Origin of the sequence: Bradyrhizobium sp. AZCC 2230, assembly GCF_036924495.1 — a bacterium.
In the GTDB taxonomy this organism is placed as follows: Bacteria; Pseudomonadota; Alphaproteobacteria; order Rhizobiales; family Xanthobacteraceae; genus Bradyrhizobium; species Bradyrhizobium rifense.
The window spans coordinates 7,730,861-7,752,667 of record NZ_JAZHRS010000001.1 but is presented as its reverse complement, the minus strand read 5'-3'; the positions used below and the strand labels follow the sequence as shown (position 1 = coordinate 7,752,667).

The window sequence follows — 21,807 nt, the reverse complement described above, 5'->3', positions numbered from 1 at the left end:
GCCACAGGACACGCCATGCCGAACATCCCGCCGCCCTTCTCCGCCCCCTACGCGCCCGACGATGCCGACATCGCTGCGCGCCTGCTGGCGTCGGCACATCTAAGCCCGCCGCAGGAAGCACGGATCGACCGCACCGCGACCCGGCTGATCGAGGCGATCCGCAAGCGCGACGACCGGCTTGGCGGGGTCGAGGACATGCTGCGCGAGTTCGCGCTCTCGACCAAGGAAGGGCTGGCGCTGATGGTGCTGGCGGAAGCGCTGCTGCGCGTGCCGAACGCGCGCACCGCCGACCAGTTCATCGAGGACAAGCTCGGCGAGGGCGATTTCATCCATCACGAGACCAAGTCCACGGCGTTCCTGGTCAACGCCTCGGCCTGGGCGCTCGGCCTGTCGGCGCGGGTGATCCAGCCCGGCGAGACACCCGACGGCACGATTGGCCGTCTCGTGAAGCGGCTAGGCGCGCCGGCCGTGCGCACCGCCACGCGCCAGGCGATGCGGCTGATGGGCAGTCATTTCGTGCTGGGCGAGACCATCGAGCAGGCGCTGGAGCGGGGCAAGCCGCGCTCCGGCCAAAAGCCGCGCTACTCCTTCGACATGCTCGGCGAAGGCGCGCGCACGGCGGCCGACGCCAAGCGCTATTTCGACGCCTATGCGAGCGCGATCGAAACCATCGGCAAGGCGGCGGGCAATCACCCCCTGCCCGACCGGCCCGGCATCTCCGTAAAGCTCTCGGCGCTGCATCCGCGCTTCGAGGCGATCAGCCACGCGCGCGTGATGGCCGAGCTGGTGCCGCAGCTGCTGGATCTGGCCCGGCGCGCCAAGGTGCACGATCTCAACTTCACCGTCGATGCCGAGGAAGCCGACCGGCTCGAGCTGTCGCTCGACGTCATCGCGGCAACGCTCGCCGATCCCTCGCTCAAAGGATGGGACGGCTTTGGGCTCGCGATCCAGGCCTATCAGAAGCGCGCCAGCGCGGTGATCGATTACGTCCACGAGCTTGCGCGGGTGTACGACCGCAAGCTGATGGTGCGGCTGGTCAAGGGCGCCTATTGGGACACCGAGGTCAAACGCGCGCAGGAGCGCGGGCTCGACGGCTATCCGGTGTTCACCCGCAAGGCGATGACGGATCTGAATTACGTCGCCTGCGCATCGAAGCTCTTGAGTCTGCGGCCGCGCATCTTCCCGCAATTTGCGACCCACAACGCGCTGACCGTCGCAACCGTGCTGGAGCTCGCCGGCGAGAACGGTGGCTTCGAATTCCAGCGCCTGCACGGCATGGGCGAGGCGCTCTACGAGAAGCTCGCCAAGGACCACCCCGATAGCGCCTACCGCACCTATGCGCCGGTCGGCAGCCATCGCGACCTGCTCGCCTATCTGGTGCGGCGGCTGCTCGAGAACGGCGCCAACTCCTCCTTCGTGGCGCAGGCGGCCGACTACCGCGTCCCGGTTCCGGCGCTTTTGAAGCGTCCGGCCGATCTCATCGTCCGTCCCGATCACGCGCATCACGCCAAAATCCCCCTGCCGGGTGATCTCTTTGCGCCGGAGCGGCACAATTCGGGCGGGATCGAGTTCGGCGAGCGCGCCGCGCTCGAGCGTCTGCTTGCCGACGTCAAGGCCGAGACGACCAATCTCAAGCCGGTCACCGATGCAACGCCCGAGCAGGCGGGCACAACGATCGCCGCAGCGCGCGCGGGCTTTGCGGCCTGGAGCCGGACGCCAGCAGCCACACGCGCAGCAGCGCTGGAGCAGGCCGCGCATTTCCTGGAGAGTCGCAGCGCACATTTTATCGCGGCTCTTCAGCGCGAGGGCGGCAAGACGCTCGACGACGCGCTCTCCGAGCTACGTGAAGCCGCCGATTTCTGCCGCTATTATGCAGCGCAGGGCCGAAAACTGTTCGGCAGCGAGGTCGCGATGCCGGGCCCGACCGGCGAGAGCAACGCGCTCGCCATGCGCGGCCGCGGCGTCTTTGTCGCGATCTCACCGTGGAATTTTCCGCTGGCGATTTTCCTGGGCCAGGTCGCCGCTGCACTGATGGCCGGCAACAGCGTCGTTGCAAAGCCCGCCGAGCAGACACCACGCATCGCGCGCGCGGCGGTCGCCCTGCTGCACGAGGCCGGCATTCCGAAAAGCGCGCTGCATCTCGTCACCGGCGACGGCCGCATCGGCGCGGTGCTGACCGCGCATCCCGATATTGCAGGCGTCGTCTTCACCGGCTCGACCGAGGTCGCGCGTCACATCAACCGGACGCTCGCCGCCAAGGACGGACCGATCGTGCCGCTGATTGCGGAAACCGGCGGCATCAACGCCATGATCGCCGATGCCACCGCGCTGCCCGAGCAGGTCGCCGACGATGTCGTCACCTCCGCGTTCCGCTCCGCAGGCCAGCGCTGCTCGGCGCTGCGGCTGCTGTTCGTGCAGGAGGACGTTGCCGACCGCATGATCGAGATGATCGCGGGCGCGGCGCGCGAGTTGAAGATCGGCGATCCCAGCCAGGTCGCGACCCATGTCGGCCCGGTGATCGACGCCGAAGCCAAGCAGCGGCTCGACGCGCACATCGCGCGGATGAAGACGGAGGCGCGGCTGCACTTTGCAGGCGCAGCGCCAGAGGGCTGCTTCGTCGCACCGCATATCTTCGAACTCAAGGACGCCGGTCAGCTCACCGAGGAGGTGTTCGGCCCGATCCTGCATGTGGTGCGCTACCGCGCCGAGACCCTCGCGCGAGTCCTGCAGGCGATCGAGCGCACCGGCTACGGGCTGACGCTCGGAATCCACTCCCGCATCGACGACACGGTCGAGGCCATCATCGACCGTGTCCAGGCCGGCAACATCTACGTCAACCGCAACATGATCGGCGCCGTGGTCGGCGTCCAGCCGTTCGGCGGCAACGGCCTGTCCGGCACCGGCCCCAAGGCCGGCGGCCCGCATTATCTGGCACGCTTCGCCACCGAGCAGACCGTGACGATCAACACCGCTGCCGCCGGCGGCAACGCTGCGCTGCTCGCCGGCGAGGCGCTCGCACCTTATCGGGAGATGTAGCCCGCGGCCTCCGGCTTGAACCGATAGATCAGATAGGGCGTCTTGTTCTCTGCCTTTCCATTGTGAAACATTGCGGCTGCAGAGACCTGGGACGCAGAGACGTACATATACCCGTCGGGAGACGCCGTAATGCCGTCCGGCCACACCATGTCGGGGTCATTGAGATAGGTTCGATATTTCCGGTCCGACCCGATGATGCCGATCGACTTGGATTCGACGGCGGTCAGGTAGATATTTCCCGCGTAGTCGATTGATAGCCCGCCATTGTTCGGCTTGTCGGAGTAGCGTTCGACCCTCTTGCTCAATTCTTCCGAGGCGAGCTTCTCGTTACTGAGGTCGGCGGCCTTGATCCGATAGAGAGATCGGCCGCTGAGCGGAGCGAAGTAGACCCACTCCGAATTGACGTCCATCGTGATGCCATCGCAGCCGACCTTGATGACGGACTGCTTACCGTCCTTGCCCGGCACGGTCAGATCGTTGCCGTCCACCGTGATCGGGATATTTTCCGGAACGGTCGATCGATCGCCATCCAGCACGCGCCGCACGGCACCGGTGTCCATGTCGATCACGATGATCGCCGCGTGAGAGCCGTCGCCTCCCGGCCCGATGTTTTCGTCGGCGATATAGAATTTGCGATGCTTCTGATCGATCACGATGTCCTGCGGCTGAGATCCCGCCACCGTGACCGGCTCCGGCATGTAGTAAATTCGCTCGAGCTTGTTCGCCCGCGTATTCCAGCCGACAAGCTTTGGCGTAATCCGGGTTCGAAACCCCATATCGATGATCCATACGATTCCGCTTTCGTCGGATCGCAAACCCAGCACGTTGTCGAGGTACTGATCCGTTCCCTTCCTTGGCGCGTTCCACTCGGCATTCGGAAAGGGCTCGAAAGTCGTCGGCGATGTGAGCCTGGCTACCCTCAGATCGGGCTCATAGAATGGATGGTGACTGAAGATCAGCTGATTGTCCGGCGTGAACGCAATATTGCCGACGGACTGCGGCAGCCTGGCGAAGATCTCCGCCTTGCCCTCCCGATCCCCGGCCTGCGCCGCTCCACCCAGACATGCAGCGGCTATCGAAGCACAGATCAGATTACGCCTCACAGTTTTCATGTGTCTCACTCCCCTGGTCGTCATTGTTGTTTATGAAGGCTTGGATGTTTCGAGGACCGCAGCTTCCGCCCGCATGTGGCAGTCGCCGACTTGTCCGAACCACCGTTAGCCGCTAGCCTCAGATCTTGCGATACGCACAAGAATTGCCACTAGTATCGAAAAGGATACCGTCATGGCCAAACCTCGGCATTCGCGCTTCGATTGCGCACCGGGCTGCACGGTGGAAGCCGCCATCAGCCTCATCGATGGAAAATGGAAATGCGTCATCCTCTTCCACCTTCTGGAAGGGACGGTTCGCTTCAACGAAATCAAGCGGCGCATTCCCGCCGTCACCCATCGGACTCTTACAAACCAACTCCGCGAACTCGAAGTGGACGGATTGATTGTACGAACGGTCTATCCGCAGGTGCCGCCGAAGGTGGAATACAGTCTGTCAGAATTGGGAAGAAGCATGACGCCTGTGCTGACGGCGTTGAAGACCTGGGGAGACTCCAACATCGGCCTCTTCAGCAACCGCGAGTCCGTCGCGGCCTGACACGCGACGCCATCTCACTCTGTCGCGCTTATCGGCTACAGACAGGTGTCGTCCTTGCTGCCGCGCCCGGAGCTGCCGCAAGGGGTGCGCTTCGAGAGTTGCTGGATCTTCAGCTTGGACTGGGTCTGCGCCGCGATATCGAACACGTTGGCCGGACTCATCTGGGTGGCGCTGCGATAATCGCCGGTTGCCTTGTCCACATCGCCCTTGGCCTCGTAGACGCCCGCGCGCGCGAAATAGCGCTCGATCGTCGGCTTCTGCGCGATCGCCTTGCCGAGATCGTCCAGCGCCTTGTCGTATTGCTTCATCGACGTGAAGGCGATCCCGCGCAGGCTGAGCGCGTCCGCATCGTTTGGCCGCGTCCCCAGCACCAGATTGAGGTCGGTCATGGCGCCGGCGGCGTCCTTCTTGCCGAGATAGGCTCGCGCGCGGAGCGTTCGCACGAACGCATCGAAGGCGGGTTCCTTGCTGATGATCTGGTCGAGCGCGACGATCGCACGGTCATATTGCCCGGAGAGCAGCATCGCCAGCCCCTGGCCGAGTTCGGCGACCTGGTTGTTGGGATTGCGGTCGAGCGCGTTCTTGACGTCGACGAGGCCCTCCGCGTTGTTGCCCTTCAGCAGCAACACCAGCCCGCGGGCGGCGCGCGCGGTGTCGTTGACGGGATTGAGAACCAGGGAACGGTCGAAATCGACGACGGCCTTGTCGATCTGGTTGAGCCCCATATAGGCCTGACCGCGTTCGGAGAAGGCCATGTAGTCCTTGTCGTTGAGCGAGATCGAGCGGTCGAAATCGGCGAGAGCGTCCTGGAATTTTCCGGTCAGGCGGTACGCCATGCCGCGGCAGATATAGGCGGCCGCATCGTTCGGATTGACGCTGAGCGCCTGATTGGCATCGGCCGTGGCCTGGTCGAACTGCTTCAGGCCGAGTGACGCCACGGAATGGGACACCAGCAAGGGTCCATCGTTCGGCTTCATCCTGAGCAGGGTATCGATGTCGGTCCGCGCCTCCGCGAAATGAGACAGCGACAGATTCGCGGCAACCCGGAGTCTTAGCGCGGCCTGGTTGCGCGGATCAGCCGCGAGCACCGAGTTCAAGCGCGGCAGCGCTTCGGTATATTTCTTTTGCGTCATCAATTGCGCCGCCTCGGTCAAAGACGGCGGCGTCGCCGGGAACGTTCCTTTCGGTATTGTTGCCATCGGGACCGTCGCTTGCGGCGCGACAGCCGCCGGGGCGGCGGCGGCCTCATTGGGTGCCGCCACAGCGGGCTGCCCGCCATGCACCTTCGCAAGCTCGGCCTGCATGGCGATGGCGGACTGCTTCTGCTGCTGCGCGGCGGGATCGTTCGGCGCCACCGACAGCACCTTGTCGAAATCCGCGATCGCGCGCGCATAGTCGCCCTTGGAGCTGAACAGCTGTCCCCGCGCGAAATAGGAGGCACGATCGGGCTGCGGCGTCTGCGCGATCGCGCGCGAAAAATCCTCGATGGCGTGCTCGATGTCGCCCTTGCGGCGATAGACCTGGCCGCGCCAGAAGAAGGCGTTGGGCAGGCTCGCACTCATCGAGATCGCGGTGTTGAGGTCGCTCATGGCCTGGTCGAGCTGCGACGTCTCGACATAGGTCCGCGCGCGCCCGACATAGGCCAACGCGAAGTCCTGCCGCAGGCTGATGGCCTGGGTGAAATCCGCGGCAGCGTCGGTCCATTGCTTCTGGTCGATTTTCACCCCGCCGCGCGAGGCAAACGCATTCGGGCTCTTGGGGTCGAGCTCGATGGCCTGGTTGATGTCGGCGAGCGCGCCGTCAAGATTGCCTTTGCGCTGCCGGGCGAATCCGCGCGACAGCAGAGCGGGCACGGATTTCGAGTTGAGCTGGACCGCGGCATCGGCGTCTGCCAGACCCGCATCGAGGTTGGCGCGCCCCATGAAGACACGCGATCTGTTCACATAGGCGCGCAACCGCTCCTCTACGGCGCGCGATTGATCGTTGATGATCGCGGTGCAGCCGGCCTCGACCTTCTCGGACGGCGGGCCGTTACAGTCTTCGAGATCGCCTGCCAGGGCCAGACCGGGCATGCCGCACAGGATCATGAACGTGGCCGATACCATCAGGCGAACGAACGGGATCGACATGAGCGGATCCTTGAACGAAGGCGCGCCGGCCCGGCGAGATTGGACAGGCGCAGAAGCTGTACAACCGGGGCGAGCCGATTGCCATAACCGTCTGGCATGACGACCCCGAGAAAGCGATGGCCGGACGGCGTTGCATCCCGCCGGAACATCGGTCAAATGGTTGGGCGGTCAGGGATTACAGAATTCCAGCCAGCGGGAAACAACAAGAGCGAGGGAGCAACGCCGCGATGGAAAAAGGCATTTTTGCAGGTCTCAAGGTTCTGGACTGCGCGAGCTTCATCGCGGCGCCCGCGGCCGCGACTGTGCTGTCCGATTTCGGCGCCGATGTCATCAAGATCGAGCCGCCTGGCGCCGGCGACCCCTACCGCAATCTGCCCAACCTGCCCGGCTATCCCACCAGCGAGCACAATTTCGCCTGGCTGCTCGAGGCCCGCAACAAGAAGAGCCTCGCGCTCGACCTCTCCAAGCCAGAGGCGCAGGCCGTACTCTACAAGCTCGTCGAAGAGACCGACGTCTTCATCACCAACATGCCGCCGCCGGTGCGGACCAAGCTCGGCATCACCTATGATCACCTCGCTCATCTCAACGACCGGCTGATCTATGCCTCCTTCACCGGCTATGGCGAGAAGGGCGAGGAAGCCAACAAGCCAGGATTCGACAGCAACGCCTATTGGGCCCGCTCCGGCCTGATGGACCTCGTCCGCGCCGACACCAACACCACGCCAGCCCGCTCGGTCGCCGGCATGGGCGACCATCCCTGCGCCATGGCGTTGTACAGTGCGATCGTCACGGCGCTCTATCAGCGCGAGAAGACCGGCAAGGGCTCGCATGTCGCCTCCAACCTGATGGCCAACGGCGTGTGGGCCGCGAGCGTGCTGGCGCAGGCCAAGCTCTGCGGCGCCAAGTTCGGCGAACGGCGGCCGCGCGAACGCGCGCCGAATGCGGTGGGCAACCACTATCAGTGCAAGGACGGTCGCTGGCTGATCCTGTCGCTGCTCAGCGAGGATAAGCAGTGGCCGACGCTTGCCAAATGCCTCGGACGCGAGGACCTGATCGCCGATCCGCGGTTCGCCACCAAGCCCGACCGTCACGCCCGCTCGATCGAGCTGATCAAGATCTTTGACGAGACCTTTGCCACCAGGGACCTCGCCGAATGGCGAAAAATCCTCGACGGCAACGGACTCGTCTTCGGCATCGTCGGCATTCTGGACGACATCCCGAACGACAAGCAGATGCTCGACAATGAGGTGCTGGTGCCGTTCGAGAACGACACCATGCTCACCATCTCCAGCCCGATCTGGATCGACGGCACCAAGAAGGTGCGGCCGCGCAAGCCGCCCGGCGTCGGCGAACACAGTGACGAGATTTTGCGTGGCGCGGGATATGATGAGGCCGCGATCAAGCAGCTGCGGTCGAAGGGGGCTGTGGGATAATAAACAGCGACGCACTGGCGCCCCATATTCCGCTGTCGTCCCGGCGAACGCCGGGACCCATAACCCCAGGGAGCAATTTGGCGAAGACTGGTCGTTCCGTACTCCTACCGACCACAATAGATAGATTCCGCGGTATGGGTCCCGGCGTTCGCCGGGACGACACCGAACAAGCAGGAACACCTCGACGACGGATGCATTGCTGGATTGCTTCGCTGCGCTCGCAATGACGGCGTGGAACGATCTCGCTATAAACTCACGGCAACATCGCGTCTCGTGAGGTCCCATGCCCCTCTATCGCCTGCACTACTTCCCCGAATCCGGCAACAGCTACAAGCTGGCGCTGATGCTCACGCTTTGCGGCGAGACGTTCGAGCCGGTCTGGACCGACTTTGGCGGCGGCGTCACGCGCACGGCGGAGTGGCGCAAGGCCGTCAACGAGATGGGCGAGATTCCCGTGCTCGAGGTCGACGGCGCGAAGATGACGCAGACGGCTCCGCTGCTGCTGAAGCTTGCCGAGCAATATGCCCGTTTCGGCGCCGAGACCGCGGACGAAAAGTTCGAGCTGCTGCGCTGGTTGTTCTGGGACAACCACAAGCTCACCGGCTACATGGCGACCTACCGCTTCATGCGCGCCTTCACCGAGAAGAACGATCCGCAGGTGCTGAAGCACTTTCGCCGGCGGCTGGAGGACTTCCTCGGCATTCTCGACGGACATCTTCAGCACAATGCCTTCGCGATCGGCACCAGGCCGACCGTCGCCGATATCTCGATGATGGCCTATCTGCACTATCCAAGCGACGAGCACGGTTTCGATTTTGCGACGAGCCATCCCGCCATCCACGCCTGGCTCGGCCGCATGGCCGCGTTGCCCGGCTGGAAATCTGCGTATGAGCTGCTTCCGGGACGACGGATGACCAATTACGCGAAGTGAGGGCGCGGGCTACCGCATCCAAGCGGGCTTGGCTCCCAACTCGCCGCTCCACCCCCAATCTCGAAACATCTCCTGAAATGATGTTAGGCAAAACTCTTCGTCTGGCCGAGGTTCGTCGACTACCGAGAAACCGTAGCCAGCATCCTTCAATTCCTGAACATGGCCACGAATTTCATCGAAAGCGCGAAACAAGAGCATTCCATTTGGAGCTCCAAGATTGGCAATTCGTGCAACCGTGACGACGGCTCGACCACCGGGCAGCATAGGCCGAAATCCGAGTTCGGCCCGTAGACCGAGCGCGGAACATGCTCGCCAAACCCATGTCGCTGATTGACTCACGGCTGAAATGGGTTCGCCTCGTTACTTCAGCGCCAGCCAGCCGAGCGTGAACAAAATCCCGCCGATGATGACAACGACTGCGACCGCCCAGGTGCTGACGCGGATGCTGCCGGTGACCTGTTTGGCTTCCTCATTGCGCGCGATCTCGCGATTGCGCTCCTTGTTGGCGTCGCTGGTATCCGTCATGGGTCATCCAAATCGGTTTAGCGCGTCTTGATGAAGCACATGCCTATGCGGCTCGGGGCCGCGGCGGCCTGACAGGTGAGACCTTTAGCACAGGTCCATGACGTAAAACTCTTATCCGGCGTTCCCGATCCCTCATTTTGCAAAGAACAATGCGCCCCCCAGCCGTCCTGATATTCGGTGCCGGCGAGCTCCCGGCTGCCGCGGGTCTGCGGCCGGCTGGCAAATCCGCGTGAGAAATCAGGGCGTTTGCCGGCGGCAAAGGCGGTCAGGATGTCGCGGCGGCGGAGCTGGTCGCCGACAAAATGCGGTGAGGCCGGCACGATGGTGGAATTCGACGCCTTGTCCGTCAGCCAGTCCACGCCAGGAAAATGGAAGCCGCCGATGCCGCGGGTCTGGTGGCAGCCCGAGCAGGTGACGTCGTTAAGGCGACGCTGGAAGCCCGCGACCGAGCGGATGTTCTCCATGGTGATGCCGCGTGCCGCGGCCTGCTTCAGCGCGCCGACGACGTCGTTGTCGGTGAAGACGGGATCGCTCCTGCCTTCGCCTCTGCCTTCCCCCTGCATCAAGCCGAACTCCGGCTGCATCGTCGAGGCGTCGAGGCCCGCAGGTGTCGGCGCCACCGCGCCCTTGGCGAGATACTGCTCCGGGATCAGCACGGTGCCGCGATCGAACTCGCGAAGATTCGCAGGGGTCAGCAGCCAGGCCTTGAAGTCGCGCCGGAGCGCGTCATCGGCAAGGATACGATCGCGGTCGATCTGGTTCTCCAGCGTCGATTCCTCGAAAATCTTCGTGGCCGCGTCGTATTTGAACACCTTGAGCAGATAGTCGGAGCGGAAATCGTGCAGCGCCGATTTCGGTGCGATCGAGATCTGGATGTTGGTCTCGATGCGATCGATCATGGCATCGTAAGGAGTAGTGCGGCTGCCGATCAGCCCTTGCCAATCGCCATTGTCCAGCCACCGTCGCGCGACCTCGGCGCAGGTGACGGGCTTGCCGCTCGCATCAGTTTGGCGTGCATCGCGCGCCTTCATCACCAGATTGAACGTCATCGGCAGGCGCGTCGCGGACTTGCTGCCGTCGGCATTGGTGTCGAAGCGCGCCAGGCGATAGATCAGCCGGATCTCGCCGCATTGCTCTTCCGAGACATAGGCGCGGTCCATGCGATTGACGATGCCGGCCAGCACGAAGCGCGTGTCGGCGGCTTTCAGGTTGGCTCGATCAAACAGCTGGACGTCGAAACCCTCGCCGACGCCGATGGTCTCGCTTGGCGAGGCCGCCTTGTGCTGAGCGATATAGCGATCGAACTCCGCATCGATCGCCGGCGGAATCGCCTTGAGCTGCGGCAGCGAGGCGAACAGCTGATCGCTGGTCAGCGGAACGTCCGCGTTGCGCTCAGGCTGCAACAGGCGGGAAATCGACAGCGCATCGCTCTGGTCGAGCTTGCGCAGAAAGTCGGGATCGGTGATCGCGGTGCCGCGCGCGAGCGGCGCGTTCTCTGCTGCCGAGATCGACATGACGCTGCCAAGCAGCAGAATGGCAGCCAGATGGATTTGGGCAGCCAGGAGAATTCGCAGCGCACGGCTCATGCCTCCAATAACACCGCGCGTGACGGCCTATTCAAGTAAAAAGGCGCTTCACGCGGTGGTGAAGCGCCTCTTTGAAAAGCCGGATATCGGATGCTTAGCGCGAAACGATCAGGCCCTTGCTGGTGACGACCACCCAGCGGCCGTCCTGGCGACGAATCGCATCGACGCGGCCGAGGCCCGGGATCGGATCGCCGGCATAGACCTCGTAGAGGCCGTCGCGGCCCTCGATCAGCGCGCCGCCATTGGCGACGTCGCGGAGCCTCCAGCCGTCAATCGTCGGCAGGCGGCCGAGCTCAGTCTTGGGCGCGGCCGGCGCGGGAGCCGGGGAAGCAGCTGCCGTCGCGACCTGGGTCGGAGCCGGCGTGATCGAGCCGGTGGTCTCCTTCGCGGGCGCTGCGGCTGTGGCCTGCGCGGGGGCTGCCGGCGGCGTAGCGCGGAGCTTGTCGACGGTCTCGGACAGCTTGGCGAGCTTGGCCATCGGTTCGGCCTGCGCCTTCTCGAGCTTGTCGAGACGGTCGTTGGACCGGTTGAACTGGCTGAGGCCGGTCTTCGAATTATGCTCGATATTGGCCTTGAGCGCGACGATATCGGCATCGATCCGGGAGACGGACGCATCCAGCGCACTGGTGTCGGCAACTTGCGCCGGTGCGGGGCTGGCGAAATGCATCATGCCGGCGGTCGCGAGCGCGCCACTGACGGCGCCGACGCAGGCCGCGATCGCCACCACCGCGGCCATCGCCGACAGGCGGCGCTTGCTGCCGGTGTCACGCACCTCGTCGGCCTTCACGTGCGGGGCAAACTCTTCGCGGTCCCAGGACCGTTCGGAGGGTGCCATGACAATCAGCTTGCCGGGTTTCGGCTCCGGCTTGGTCTCGGCCTTGGTTTCAAGCCTCGGCACCTCAATCCGCGGGGGCTCGACCTGCGGAGCGTCCTCCTTGGGCGGCGTCTCATGGTCGGGGGCGATCGAGGGGGCCTCGATGCCGGCGGCAGCATCGGCGGCCTGCGGCGCGGTTGCAGCGGCGTCGGTCCGGTCACCCGCCTCTTGGCCGGCCAGTTCGGGCATTGCTTCGCTCACGGCTCAAATACTCCAGTCCAGGTTGACTTTTTGGTAACTTTCATTGCTTGCGAATTCCTTACCTCGGGACCCGCTTACCGAAATTTTAGGAACTCGTCCGGGGCCGAATTGGGTCGGGAAAGTGGAACCGGCGTGGCGGCGTGCAACAAATTGTCAACCGATGCTGCCCTGCGGTAAGCCGCGCGGCTTAGCCGAAGGGGTTGTTTGCCCGTCACTGTTCCCCGGCTAACATGGGCCGTCCCGTCAGCCAGAAGGCGTTTGGGGAGTGCCATGACGATCGAGAAATGCATCAACGCGTTTGCCGTCGATGACGTCATCTTCGAGGAGGGCTCGACCGGCCGTGAGCTGTTCGTCGTGCTCGACGGCGAGGTCGAGATCGCCAAGGTCGACGGCGCGCACAAGACCAGCATCATCAAGCTCGGCAAGGGCGAGTTCTTCGGCGAGATGGCCGTGATCGACGGTTCGGCCCGTTCGGCAACCGCGATCGCATCGGCGCCGAACACGAAGGTGATGCGGATCAACCACGCCCGCTTCGTCTATCTCGTCAGCCAGCAGCCGGCGTTCGCGCTGATGGTGATGGACGCGCTTTCGAAACGCCTGCGCGCCTCCAACGCGGTCACCTACCGGGCGGCGCAATCATGAGCGAGCGGAAGCCCACCGCATTCCCGACCCTGATGAAGAACGACATCTGCTCGCTGATCCAGGCGGCCGATGACGTCTACCAGATCCGCTTCTCCAACCGCGCCGCCAACGCCTATCTGGTGCGCGCCTCGGCGCGCACCATCCTGATCGATGTCGGCCTGTCCTCGAACTATCCGGCCATGGTTGAGTGCCTCAACTTCGTGGGATGCCCGCCGGAGAAGATCGACATGGTGGTGCTGAGCCACGAGCACCTCGACCACATCGGCGCGGCCTGGCACTTCAACGAACGCCGCACCTACGTCGCCGCGCATCGGCTCGCCGCCAACAAGATCATGCTGCGCGACGATTTCTCGATGCTGCGCAAGATGTTCAACGAGCCGAACGTGCCAATCAACATCGACATCTGGCTCGAGGAAGGCAATCTGATCGACCTCGGCAATTTCCGCCTCAACGTGATGTACACGCCGGGCCACACCTCGGCCTGCATCACGCTGTTCGAGCAGGACAAGGGCCTGCTGTTCGCCGCCGACACCCTGATGCCGGGTGGCGTGATGGGCGGCGTGTTCGGCTCCGGCAGCATCTCCGACTACATCCAGTCGCTGGAGCGCATCAAGGGCCTGAACACCAAGATCCTGCTGTCAGGGCACGGAAGGCTGTCCGACACGCCACAGGACGACGTGCGCATTGCCATTGCGCGCTCGCACGGCCTGCTGGAGGACACCGCACAATTGTTCGACGCGCTGGATGCGCGTTCGAATTTCGAGCCGATCATGCAGTCGGTGCGGGATTTGAACAAGCTGGATGATTGAGAGGCGGTAGCGCCTCAGCCACCCCCGTCATTGCGAGGAGCGAAGCGACGAAGCAATCCAGAATATCTCCGCCGAGGCAGTCTGGATTGCTTCGCTACGCTCGCAATGACGGCGGAGAGAGCGGCGCTACATCACCACCGGCTCATCCGGCAGCTCGTTCGGATGCGGGCCGCCCGGCGGAAAGTGCTTCGCCAGTTCCTGCGATACCGCCGCGATGCCATTGATCACGCCCCGTTCGAATTGCCCGGCCCCGAACTCCGCCTCCATCGCGCGGCAGATCGTCTCCCAGCCGGCAGCTCCGACCTTCGCGTCGATGCCGCGATCGGCGATGATCTCGACGTCGCGGTCGGCGAGCAGCAGGTAGATCAGCACGCCGTTGTTGTGCGCGGTGTCCCAGATCCGCAAATGCGAGAACACGTCGAGCGCGCGCTCGCGGCCATGCTGATTGCGAAACAGCGGACGGCCGTCGAGCGCGCCTTCCACGACGAAACGGACCTGGCCGGAGTGCGTTGTTTCGCTTTGCTTGATCGCCTGCTCGATGCGATCGAGCACGTTTTGCGGGAAAATCTGCTTCGCCCGCCAATGATGCTGCACGAGATGTCTGGCAATGCGCTTGATGCTCATGACCGCTACCAGCTCCCCGAGGCGCCGCCGCCACCAAAGCTGCCGCCGCCACCGCTAAAGCTGCCGCTGTCACTGGACGATGATCCGCTGCTCCAGCCGCCCGACGAGGAGCCGCCCGACCAGGAGCTGCCACGCGATGGTCCCGTGGACTTCGGAAAAAGATCGGCGATGAACGCCAGGAAGAAACCGATGAACCCGACGATCACGGCAATGCCGACGGATCCGACAAAGAACAACGCCAAAACACCGATCAGGCTGCCGGTCGCGACCGAGCCCAGCAGTTGCCCCAACAAGGTGCGCAGGATTCCGCCGATGATGAACGAGGCAAACAGCGTGACCGGGATGATCGGTCCGATGTTTTCCAAATTGCCGAAGTTCACGCTGCGCGAGGGAACCGGCAGCGGCTCGCCGTCGACGACGCGCATCATCCGCTCGACACCGGCCGAGATGCCGCCGGCGAAATCACCGTCTCTGAATTTTGGCGTGATGACCTCGTCGATGATCCGCCGCGAGGTCACATCGGTGAGGGCGCCTTCGAGGCCGTAGCCGACCTCGATACGCAGGTGATGGTCGTTCTTCGCGACGACGAGGATCGCGCCGTCGTCGACCTTCTTGCGGCCGATCTTCCAGGCCTCGGCAATGCGGATGGAGAATTGGTCGATCGTCTCCGGGTCTGTCGTCGGCACGATCAGCACAGCGATCTGACTGCCCTTCCGCTTTTCGAAATCACTCAGCTTTTGCGACAGCGCGGCGACGTCGCTGCTCGACAGCGTGCCGCTCCGGTCGACCACGCGGCCGGTGAGTTGTGGCACCGCCACGTCAGCTAAGGCGGCAAACGCCCAGCCAAGCAGCAGTGCAAGCATGAAGGCCTTGACGGCGCGCATCGGGGCCAGGCGCACTTACTTCGACGGCGCGGGCGCGGGATTGAAATCGACCTTGGGCGCGGTCGAGATTTCCTTCTCGTTCTCGACCGAGAAGTTCGGCTTCTCCTTGTAGCCGAACATCATCGCGGTGAGGTTGTTCGGGAACGATCGGACGGTGACGTTGTAGTCCTGCACCGCTTTGATGTAGCGGTTGCGTGCGACCGTGATGCGGTTCTCGGTGCCTTCGAGCTGCGACATCAGATCCTTGAACAAGGCATCCGACTTGAGCTGCGGATAGTTTTCCGTGACGACGAGGAGCCGCGACAATGCGCTGGAGAGTTCGCCCTGAGCGGCCTGGAACTTCTGCAGGGCCGCAGGGTCGTTCAGCACCTCGGGCGTCGCCTGGATGCTGCCGACCTTGGCGCGGGCATTGGTGACGCCAAGCAGCACGTCCTTTTCCTGCTGCGCAAAGCCCTTCACCGAATTGACGAGATTGGGCACGAGATCGGCGCGGCGCTGATACTGGTTCACCACCTCGGACCAGTTCGCCTTGATCTGCTCGTCCTCGCTCTGGATCGCGTTGTAGCCGCAATTGGTGAGGCTGAGCGAGGCCAGCGCCGCCAGCACGGTGAGGATCTTGCGCATCAAATTTCTCCCGGTGGAATCGGCCGCAAACTACCAGATTGAGCACACGCGGCGCCAGCTATCCCGCGCGGACGGCGCGAAAAGCAGCCGGCTGACGCAAGCCTCTTGCCTATCACCCGGTGACATAGTCAACTCGAAGCAAACAAGACGAAAAATGGTAGGGGAGCGCGCCATGTCCTCGTTCGAGACCATCCTCGTGGAGCGGCCTGAGCCGGCGATTGCCCGGATCGTGATGAACCGGCCCGACGCGCGCAACGCGCAAAACCTGCAAATGACCTACGACCTCAACGCCGCCTTCGACGCGGCGGTGCAGGACGACGCGGTCAAGGTGATCATCCTCGCCGGCAACGGGCCGCACTTCTCCTCCGGCCACGATCTGCGCCCCGGGGCCAAGAATGCCGCAGGTCTCGATTTTGCGCCGATCGGGAATTGGGGCGGCTTTGCCGAGACCAACGCCCACGGCCGCTTCGCGCGCGAGCAGGAAATTTATCTCCAGATCACGCGGCGCTGGCGTAACCTCGCCAAGCCGACGATTGCGGAAGTGCATGGCAAGTGCATCGCCGGCGGGTTGATGCTGGCCTGGGCCTGCGACTTGATTGTTGCCAGCGACGACGCGCAGTTCTGCGATCCCGTCGTCACCATGGGCGTCTGCGGCGTCGAATGGTTCGTGCATCCCTGGGAGCTCGGCCCACGCAAGGCCAAGGAATTTCTGTTCACGGCCGACAGCTGGAGCGCGCAGGAGGCGCATCAGCTTGGCATGGTGAACCAGGTCGTACCGCGTGCGGAGCTGTCAGCACGGGTGCTGGAGCTCGCGCGCCGGATCGCATCAAAACCGTCCTTCGCACTGAAGCTGACCAAGGAGGCCGTGAACCGCTCCGTCGACGTGATGGGCCAGCCCGCCGCGATCGACCAGGCCTTTGCGCTGCATCAGCTCTGTCACGCCCACAATCTTCAGGAGTTCGGCATGGTGGTCGATCCATCCGGACTGCATCCCTCCGTGCGCAAGCCGGCGGCCGCGGAGTAAGGACATGGATCTCAATCTCAGTGACGAGCAACGGCTGCTGCGCGAGAGCGCGGAACGCTTCGTGGCCGAGAGCTACGATGCCGACCACCGCCGCAAGACGGCCAACGATCCGCTCGGCTTCAGCCCGGCGGTGTGGAAGCAGTTTGCCGAGCTCGGCTGGCTGGCGCTGCCGATCCCGGAAGAGTTTGACGGGCTCGGCGGCGGGCCGGTCGAGATCGGCATCTTGATGGAAGCCTTTGGCCGCGGACTGGTGTCCGAGCCCTATGTGGCAACAATCGTACTCGGGGCCGCGCTGATCGACAGATGCGGCAGCACGGCGCAGAAGCAGGCCAGCCTGCCCAAGATCGCGGACGGATCGTTGAAACTTGCGTTCGCGCATTCCGAGCGTGCCGCGCGGTTCGATCTTGCCAAGGTCACGACCACCGCCAACAGGACGGTACAGGGCTGGCATCTCTCCGGCAGCAAGATTGCCGTGCTCGACGGCCACGCCGCAGACGAGATCATCGTCTCCGCGCATCTGCATGATCATCAGGGACCATCGGGGCGCATCGGCCTGTTTCTGGTGCCGGCAACGGCGCAAGGCCTTGCGATCTCCGACTATCCGCGCCTCGGCGGCGGACGCGCCTGCAACATCGAATTGTTAGACGTGGAGCTGCCGGTGGATGCCCTGCTCGGCGACGGCAAGGACGCTCTGCTTGCGATCGAATGGGCCGTCGATCGCGCCATGGCCGCGCTCGGTGCGGAAGCTGTCGGCATCATGCAGACGCTGCTCGACACTACGCTCGACTACACGAAGATCAGGAAGCAGTTCGGCCGTCCGCTGTCCGCCAACCAGGTGATCCGCCATCGCCTCGCCGACATGGCCATCCAGGTCGACGAAGCCCGTTCGATGGCGCTGCGTGCCGCGCTGAAGGCCGACAACCCGCCGATTGAGCGTGCCCGAGCCGCCTCGGCTGCGAAGGCGAAGATCGGCAAATGCGCCCGCTTCGTCGGCGAGCAGTCGATCCAGCTTCACGGCGGCATGGGCGTCACCGAGGAGCTCGAGGTCGGCGCCTATTTCAAGCGCCTCATCGCCTTCGACACGCTGTTCGGCGGCAGCGCGCACCACTATAGCCGCCATGCCCAGCTTGGCCGCACCACCCAGCCCGCCTGACACGAGGAGCGCATGATGGACCTGTCGTTCAATGCCGAAGAGCGCGCCTTCCAGAGCGAAGTGCGCGGCTTCATCGCCGCGAATCTCACCGAGGAGATGAAGCGCGCCACCGCGCTGACGCCGTCGGTGTTCTCCGACCCCGACATCGGCATGGCCTGGCAGCGCGCGCTGCATAAGCAGGGCTGGGGTGCGCCGGGCTGGCCGGTCGACCACGGCGGGCCGAGCTGGACGCCGGCGCAGCGCTGGATCTTCGAGAGCGAATGCGCGCGGGCTGGCGTGCCCAATGTCAACGTGATGGGCGTGAAGATGGTCGGGCCCGTCATCATCGGCTTCGGTTCGCCCGAGCAGAAGAATTTCTACCTGCCGCGCATTCTTTCCGGTGAGGACTATTGGTGCCAGGGCTATTCCGAGCCGGGCTCCGGCTCCGATCTCTCCTCGCTGAAGACGCGCGCGGTGCGCGACGGCGACGACTACATCATCAACGGCACGAAAATCTGGACCACGCATGCGCACCTCGCCAACCGCATGTTCGCGCTGGTGCGCACCAGCGACGGCCCGCGGCAGCAGGACGGCATCAGCTTCATTCTGATCGATATGAAGACGCCGGGCATCACCACGCGCCCGATCCTGACCATCGGCGGCGATCATGAGGTCAACCAAGTGTTTTTTGACGACGTGCGCGTACCCGTCGCCAACCGCGTCGGCGACGAAGGCAAGGGCTGGACCTACGGCAAATATCTGCTCGAGTTCGAGCGCGGCTCCGGCATCGCATCCGCCAAGCTGCGCGAAGGTCTGCGCGCCATTACCGAGCTGGCGGAGTCCGATCTCACGGGACGCGCAATCGACAGCCCCGACATCGCCACCCGTATCTCCGAGGTCGAAATCGACATCGACGCGTTGGAGATGACCGAGCTGCGCGTGCTCTCGGCGCTGCAGACGGGACAAAATCCCGGCGCGGTATCGTCGATCCTGAAGCTGCGCAACAGCGAGATCCGCCAGGCCGTGACAAAACTCGGCGTCGACGTGATCGGCCACGATGCACTCGCCGTCGAGCCGATGCGCCCGCTCTACAAGCTCAACCGCGAGCCGGCGCTGCCGGAGGACATGCTGACAGTCGTGCCGGAATATCTCAACGGCCGGGCCTATACGATCTTCGGCGGCACGTCGGAGATCCAGCGTGATATCATCGCGAAGATGATGCTGGGGATTTAGCCCGGCTTCGTAGCCCGGATGGAGCGCAGCGCAATCCGGGACGGTCTTCCGCGAGGTAGCGGCCCCGGATTTCGCTTCGCTCCATCCGGGCTACGCACCGAGCCACTAACTCACCTTCGCGTCCTTGATCGCCTTCCAGATCTTCTGCGGCGTCAGCGGCGTGTTGAGCTGGGTGATGCCGAGTTCGGCGAGTGCATCCATCACGCCGTTGGTGACGCAGGGCGGGCCGCCGATGGCACCGGATTCGCCGCAGCCCTTGGCGCCGAGCGGATTGGTGCGGCAGGGCGCGGAATCATCCAGCGTCACCACGATCGGCGGCACGTCGTCGGCGCGCGGGATGCAATAATCCTGGTAGCTCGCGGTGAGGAGCTGGCCGTCGGTATCATAGGAGACGCCCTCATACAGCGCCTGGCCGATGCCTTGCGCCACGCCGCCATGGATCTGGCCGGTGACCAGCATCGGGTTCACGGCCACGCCGACGTCGTCGACGGTGGTGTAGCGCACGACCTTGGACACGCCGGTCTCCGGGTCAATCTCGACCTCGCAGATATGCGTGCCGTTGGGCCAGCTGGGGCCATCCACCTCGCCTTCGGAATCGACGCTGAGTTTTGCGCCGCTCTCCTTCTCGGCGATGTCGAACAGGCTGATGCGGCGGTCGGTGCCGACCACGGTAAGCATGCCGCCCTGGTACTCGATGTCCTCGACCGAGGTCTCCAGCATGTTCGCCGCCTTCTCGCGCGCCTTCTGGATCAGATCGTTGGAGGAGACCGCCACCGCCGTGCCGCCGACGAACAGCGACCGCGAGCCGACGCTGCCAAAGCCCATGGCGAGATCGGTATCGCCCTGGACGACGTCGATCTTGTCCATGGGAATACCGAGCGAGTCGGAGATCATCTGGGTGTAGGTGGTCTGCAGCCCCTGCCCCATCGCCATGGTGCCGGAATGCAGCACGACGCGGCCTTGCGAGGTCGCATGCAGGCTGACCTTCTCGGTATGGGCGCGACCGCCGGTCCATTCGATGTAGGAGGTCAGGCCGCGGCCATAGAGCAGGCCCTTCTTCTTCGCGGCCTTCTTGCGCGCGGCAAAGCCATCCCAGTCCGCGAGTTTGACCGCGCGATCGAGCATGTGGGCGAAGGCGCCGGAATCGTACACCTGACCAGCGGCGTTGGTGTAGGGCAGCTGCGCCGGCTTGATGTAGTTCGCCTTGCGGATCGCGCGAGGATCCATGCCGATTTTTCGCGCGGCAGCGTCGAACAGGCGCTCGACGATGAAGACGGCTTCTGGACGACCAGCGCCACGATAGGCACCGACCGGCGCGGTGTGGGTCATCACCGACTTGATCTCGAAATGCACCAGCGGCAGGTCGTAGACGCCAGTCTGCACGAAGGGGCCGAGCACCAGCGGAATGATGTTGGCCGCGCCCGAGGAATAGGCGCCGGTGCAGCCGATCGAGGTGACGCGATAGGCCAGCACCTTGCCCTCCTCGTCCAGCGCGAAGGACGCCGTCGAGGTGAGATCGCGGCCGTGGGTGCCACCGACGAACTCGTCGGTGCGGTCGCCGCGCCAGCGGATCTTCCTGTTCAGCTTGGTCGCGACATAGGCGACGATGCCGTCTTCCGGATAGAGATTGGTCTTCTGGCCAAAGCCGCCACCGATGTCGCCGACCAGCACGCGCACGCTGTCCTTGGGACGCTTCAGCACGGCTTCGGCCAGCACGTCGCGGGTCGAGGCCGGCGTCTGCGACTGCACGTGCAGGAGGAGACGTCCGGTTGTCTTGTCGATCTCGGCAATGGTCGAGCGCGGCTCCATTGCTGACGGCACGAGGCGCTGGCTGACGAGATCGAGCTCGACCGTGTGCGCGGCCTTGGCGAAGGCCTCGTCCACCTTCACGGCGTCGCCATAGCTCATCGCGCCGACGATGTTGTCGGGCGCCTCAGGCCACACCAAGGGCGCACCCGGTTTAACGGCCTCGACGGGATCGACCACGGCGGGCTGCACGTCGTATTCGATCACGATCACTTCGGCCGCGCTCTGGGCCTCCGCACGCGACGAAGCCACCACCGCCGCCACCGCCTCGCCGGTGTAGCGCACGACCTCATGGGCGAGCAGCCGGCGCGGCGGCACCGTCATCGGTTTGCCGTCGGGGCGCTTGAAGATGCTCAGCGTCGGGATGGTGCCGACGTCGTCCTTGATCAGATCGGCGCCGGTATAGATCGCGGTGACGCCAGCCATCGATGCCGCCGCGCTGGTGTCGATCGAGACGATCTTCGCGTGCGCATGCGGCGAGCGCAGCACGTGCAACCATAGCGCGCCGTCCTCCGGCTTGTCGTCGATGAATTGCCCCTTCCCGGTGAGCAGCCGCTGGTCTTCCAAACGCTTGACGGGCTGGCCCGCTCCGAAACGCAAATTGCCGGGAAGAATGTTCATTCCGCAGGATCCTCGGGGTCTCTTGAAATTCGGGCTGCCTTTTAGC

Annotated in this window: 18 protein-coding genes; 9 read left to right on the top strand and 9 right to left on the bottom strand. The window is 64.2% G+C overall.

Going from position 1 to position 21,807, the window contains the following annotated elements; all coding sequences use genetic code 11:
• The first annotated feature begins 15 nt into the window (after positions 1-15).
• Positions 16-3,036, top strand: coding sequence for a bifunctional proline dehydrogenase/L-glutamate gamma-semialdehyde dehydrogenase PutA (gene putA, locus V1280_RS37005; protein ID WP_334535561.1), 3,021 nt, complete (start codon positions 16-18; stop codon positions 3,034-3,036).
• Here the strand turns inward: putA and V1280_RS37000 are convergent.
• A complete protein-coding gene (locus V1280_RS37000; RefSeq protein ID WP_334535560.1) occupies positions 3,021-4,148 on the bottom strand; it encodes an L-dopachrome tautomerase-related protein in 1,128 nt (375 codons plus the stop codon). The genes putA and V1280_RS37000 overlap by 16 nt on opposite strands.
• Positions 4,149-4,320: 172 nt before the next feature.
• Here V1280_RS37000 and V1280_RS36995 point away from each other — a divergent pair, with 172 nt between their 5' ends.
• A complete protein-coding gene (locus V1280_RS36995) occupies positions 4,321-4,683 on the top strand; it encodes a winged helix-turn-helix transcriptional regulator (RefSeq protein WP_334535559.1) in 363 nt (120 codons plus the stop codon).
• A 35-nt stretch (positions 4,684-4,718) separates the two neighbouring features.
• On the opposite strand, the gene V1280_RS36990 is transcribed toward V1280_RS36995, so the two are convergent.
• Positions 4,719-6,812: a tetratricopeptide repeat protein gene (locus V1280_RS36990; protein WP_334535558.1), complete on the bottom strand. Its 2,094-nt coding sequence runs from the start codon at positions 6,810-6,812 to the stop codon at positions 4,719-4,721.
• A gap of 227 nt (positions 6,813-7,039) precedes the next feature.
• Between V1280_RS36990 and V1280_RS36985 the strand changes: the two genes are divergently transcribed.
• Both V1280_RS36985 and V1280_RS36980 read left to right on the top strand, forming a co-directional pair.
• Positions 7,040-8,245 (top strand): CaiB/BaiF CoA transferase family protein, encoded by a 1,206-nt coding sequence (locus tag V1280_RS36985; protein WP_334535557.1) that lies wholly within the window; start codon positions 7,040-7,042, stop codon positions 8,243-8,245.
• A 283-nt stretch (positions 8,246-8,528) separates the two neighbouring features.
• Complete coding sequence (locus V1280_RS36980) at positions 8,529-9,176, top strand: glutathione S-transferase family protein (RefSeq protein WP_334535556.1); 648 nt, start codon at positions 8,529-8,531, stop codon at positions 9,174-9,176.
• A gap of 360 nt (positions 9,177-9,536) precedes the next feature.
• On the opposite strand, the gene V1280_RS36975 is transcribed toward V1280_RS36980, so the two are convergent.
• From V1280_RS36975 to V1280_RS36965, 3 genes are all read right to left on the bottom strand, one after another.
• Positions 9,537-9,701 carry a hypothetical protein gene (locus V1280_RS36975; protein ID WP_187436817.1) on the bottom strand — a complete coding sequence of 55 codons (165 nt, stop codon included), beginning with the start codon at positions 9,699-9,701 and terminating at the stop codon, positions 9,537-9,539.
• 17 nt (positions 9,702-9,718) lie between these two features.
• A complete protein-coding gene (locus tag V1280_RS36970) occupies positions 9,719-11,287 on the bottom strand; it encodes a hypothetical protein (protein WP_334535555.1) in 1,569 nt (522 codons plus the stop codon).
• 94 nt (positions 11,288-11,381) lie between these two features.
• Complete coding sequence (locus V1280_RS36965) at positions 11,382-12,350, bottom strand: hypothetical protein (protein WP_334538500.1); 969 nt, start codon at positions 12,348-12,350, stop codon at positions 11,382-11,384.
• Positions 12,351-12,632: 282 nt separating this feature from the next.
• Here V1280_RS36965 and V1280_RS36960 point away from each other — a divergent pair, with 282 nt between their 5' ends.
• Positions 12,633-13,004, top strand: coding sequence for a Crp/Fnr family transcriptional regulator (locus V1280_RS36960; protein WP_334535554.1), 372 nt, complete (start codon positions 12,633-12,635; stop codon positions 13,002-13,004).
• Positions 13,001-13,813 carry an MBL fold metallo-hydrolase gene (locus V1280_RS36955; RefSeq protein ID WP_334535553.1) on the top strand — a complete coding sequence of 271 codons (813 nt, stop codon included), beginning with the start codon at positions 13,001-13,003 and terminating at the stop codon, positions 13,811-13,813. Before V1280_RS36960 ends, V1280_RS36955 begins: the two co-directional genes overlap by 4 nt.
• A gap of 126 nt (positions 13,814-13,939) precedes the next feature.
• Here the strand turns inward: V1280_RS36955 and V1280_RS36950 are convergent, their stop codons facing one another.
• From V1280_RS36950 to V1280_RS36940, 3 genes are read right to left on the bottom strand one after another with little or no spacing between them, the layout of a single operon-like run.
• Positions 13,940-14,437, bottom strand: a complete 498-nt coding sequence (locus V1280_RS36950; RefSeq protein WP_334535552.1) for a TPM domain-containing protein — start codon at positions 14,435-14,437, stop codon at positions 13,940-13,942.
• A gap of 5 nt (positions 14,438-14,442) precedes the next feature.
• The gene (locus V1280_RS36945) at positions 14,443-15,321 is read right to left on the bottom strand and encodes a TPM domain-containing protein (protein WP_334535551.1); all 879 of its coding nucleotides are present in this window, start codon (positions 15,319-15,321) and stop codon (positions 14,443-14,445) included.
• 15 nt (positions 15,322-15,336) lie between these two features.
• Entirely contained in the window at positions 15,337-15,945 is a 609-nt protein-coding gene (locus V1280_RS36940; RefSeq protein ID WP_148772383.1) for a LemA family protein, read from the bottom strand.
• A 172-nt stretch (positions 15,946-16,117) separates the two neighbouring features.
• Between V1280_RS36940 and V1280_RS36935 the strand changes: the two genes are divergently transcribed.
• Genes V1280_RS36935 through V1280_RS36925 form a run of 3 tightly spaced genes read left to right on the top strand, consistent with a single transcriptional unit; the run spans position 16,118 to position 19,334 of the window.
• Positions 16,118-16,969, top strand: coding sequence for an enoyl-CoA hydratase (locus V1280_RS36935; protein WP_334535550.1), 852 nt, complete (start codon positions 16,118-16,120; stop codon positions 16,967-16,969).
• Positions 16,970-16,973: 4 nt separating this feature from the next.
• Positions 16,974-18,122 (top strand): acyl-CoA dehydrogenase family protein, encoded by a 1,149-nt coding sequence (locus V1280_RS36930; protein WP_334535549.1) that lies wholly within the window; start codon positions 16,974-16,976, stop codon positions 18,120-18,122.
• A gap of 15 nt (positions 18,123-18,137) precedes the next feature.
• Positions 18,138-19,334: an acyl-CoA dehydrogenase family protein gene (locus tag V1280_RS36925; RefSeq protein WP_334538499.1), complete on the top strand. Its 1,197-nt coding sequence runs from the start codon at positions 18,138-18,140 to the stop codon at positions 19,332-19,334.
• A 105-nt stretch (positions 19,335-19,439) separates the two neighbouring features.
• Here V1280_RS36925 and V1280_RS36920 read toward each other — a convergent pair whose 3' ends face one another.
• Positions 19,440-21,761: a xanthine dehydrogenase family protein molybdopterin-binding subunit gene (locus V1280_RS36920; protein ID WP_334535548.1), complete on the bottom strand. Its 2,322-nt coding sequence runs from the start codon at positions 21,759-21,761 to the stop codon at positions 19,440-19,442.
• Positions 21,762-21,807: the final 46 nt, after the last annotated feature.

Bases quoted from the DNA above. Each gene is read 5' to 3' on its own strand.
- V1280_RS36975 (WP_187436817.1), bottom strand. From the start codon at position 9,701: ATGACGGATACCAGCGACGCCAACAAGGAGCGCAATCGCGAGATCGCG.
- V1280_RS36970 (WP_334535555.1), bottom strand. From the start codon at position 11,287: ATGAGCCGTGCGCTGCGAATTCTCCTGGCTGCCCAAATCCATCTGGCT.
- V1280_RS36925 (WP_334538499.1), top strand. From the start codon at position 18,138: ATGGACCTGTCGTTCAATGCCGAAGAGCGCGCCTTCCAGAGCGAAGTG.
- V1280_RS36990 (WP_334535558.1), bottom strand. From the start codon at position 6,812: ATGTCGATCCCGTTCGTTCGCCTGATGGTATCGGCCACGTTCATGATC.
- V1280_RS37000 (WP_334535560.1), bottom strand. From the start codon at position 4,148: ATGAAAACTGTGAGGCGTAATCTGATCTGTGCTTCGATAGCCGCTGCA.
- V1280_RS36920 (WP_334535548.1), bottom strand. From the start codon at position 21,761: ATGAACATTCTTCCCGGCAATTTGCGTTTCGGAGCGGGCCAGCCCGTC.
- V1280_RS36985 (WP_334535557.1), top strand. From the start codon at position 7,040: ATGGAAAAAGGCATTTTTGCAGGTCTCAAGGTTCTGGACTGCGCGAGC.
- V1280_RS36930 (WP_334535549.1), top strand. From the start codon at position 16,974: ATGGATCTCAATCTCAGTGACGAGCAACGGCTGCTGCGCGAGAGCGCG.
- putA (WP_334535561.1), top strand. From the start codon at position 16: ATGCCGAACATCCCGCCGCCCTTCTCCGCCCCCTACGCGCCCGACGAT.
- V1280_RS36935 (WP_334535550.1), top strand. From the start codon at position 16,118: ATGTCCTCGTTCGAGACCATCCTCGTGGAGCGGCCTGAGCCGGCGATT.
- V1280_RS36965 (WP_334538500.1), bottom strand. From the start codon at position 12,350: ATGCCCGAACTGGCCGGCCAAGAGGCGGGTGACCGGACCGACGCCGCT.
- V1280_RS36955 (WP_334535553.1), top strand. From the start codon at position 13,001: ATGAGCGAGCGGAAGCCCACCGCATTCCCGACCCTGATGAAGAACGAC.
- V1280_RS36960 (WP_334535554.1), top strand. From the start codon at position 12,633: ATGACGATCGAGAAATGCATCAACGCGTTTGCCGTCGATGACGTCATC.
- V1280_RS36945 (WP_334535551.1), bottom strand. From the start codon at position 15,321: ATGCGCGCCGTCAAGGCCTTCATGCTTGCACTGCTGCTTGGCTGGGCG.
- V1280_RS36995 (WP_334535559.1), top strand. From the start codon at position 4,321: ATGGCCAAACCTCGGCATTCGCGCTTCGATTGCGCACCGGGCTGCACG.
- V1280_RS36940 (WP_148772383.1), bottom strand. From the start codon at position 15,945: ATGCGCAAGATCCTCACCGTGCTGGCGGCGCTGGCCTCGCTCAGCCTC.
- V1280_RS36980 (WP_334535556.1), top strand. From the start codon at position 8,529: ATGCCCCTCTATCGCCTGCACTACTTCCCCGAATCCGGCAACAGCTAC.
- V1280_RS36950 (WP_334535552.1), bottom strand. From the start codon at position 14,437: ATGAGCATCAAGCGCATTGCCAGACATCTCGTGCAGCATCATTGGCGG.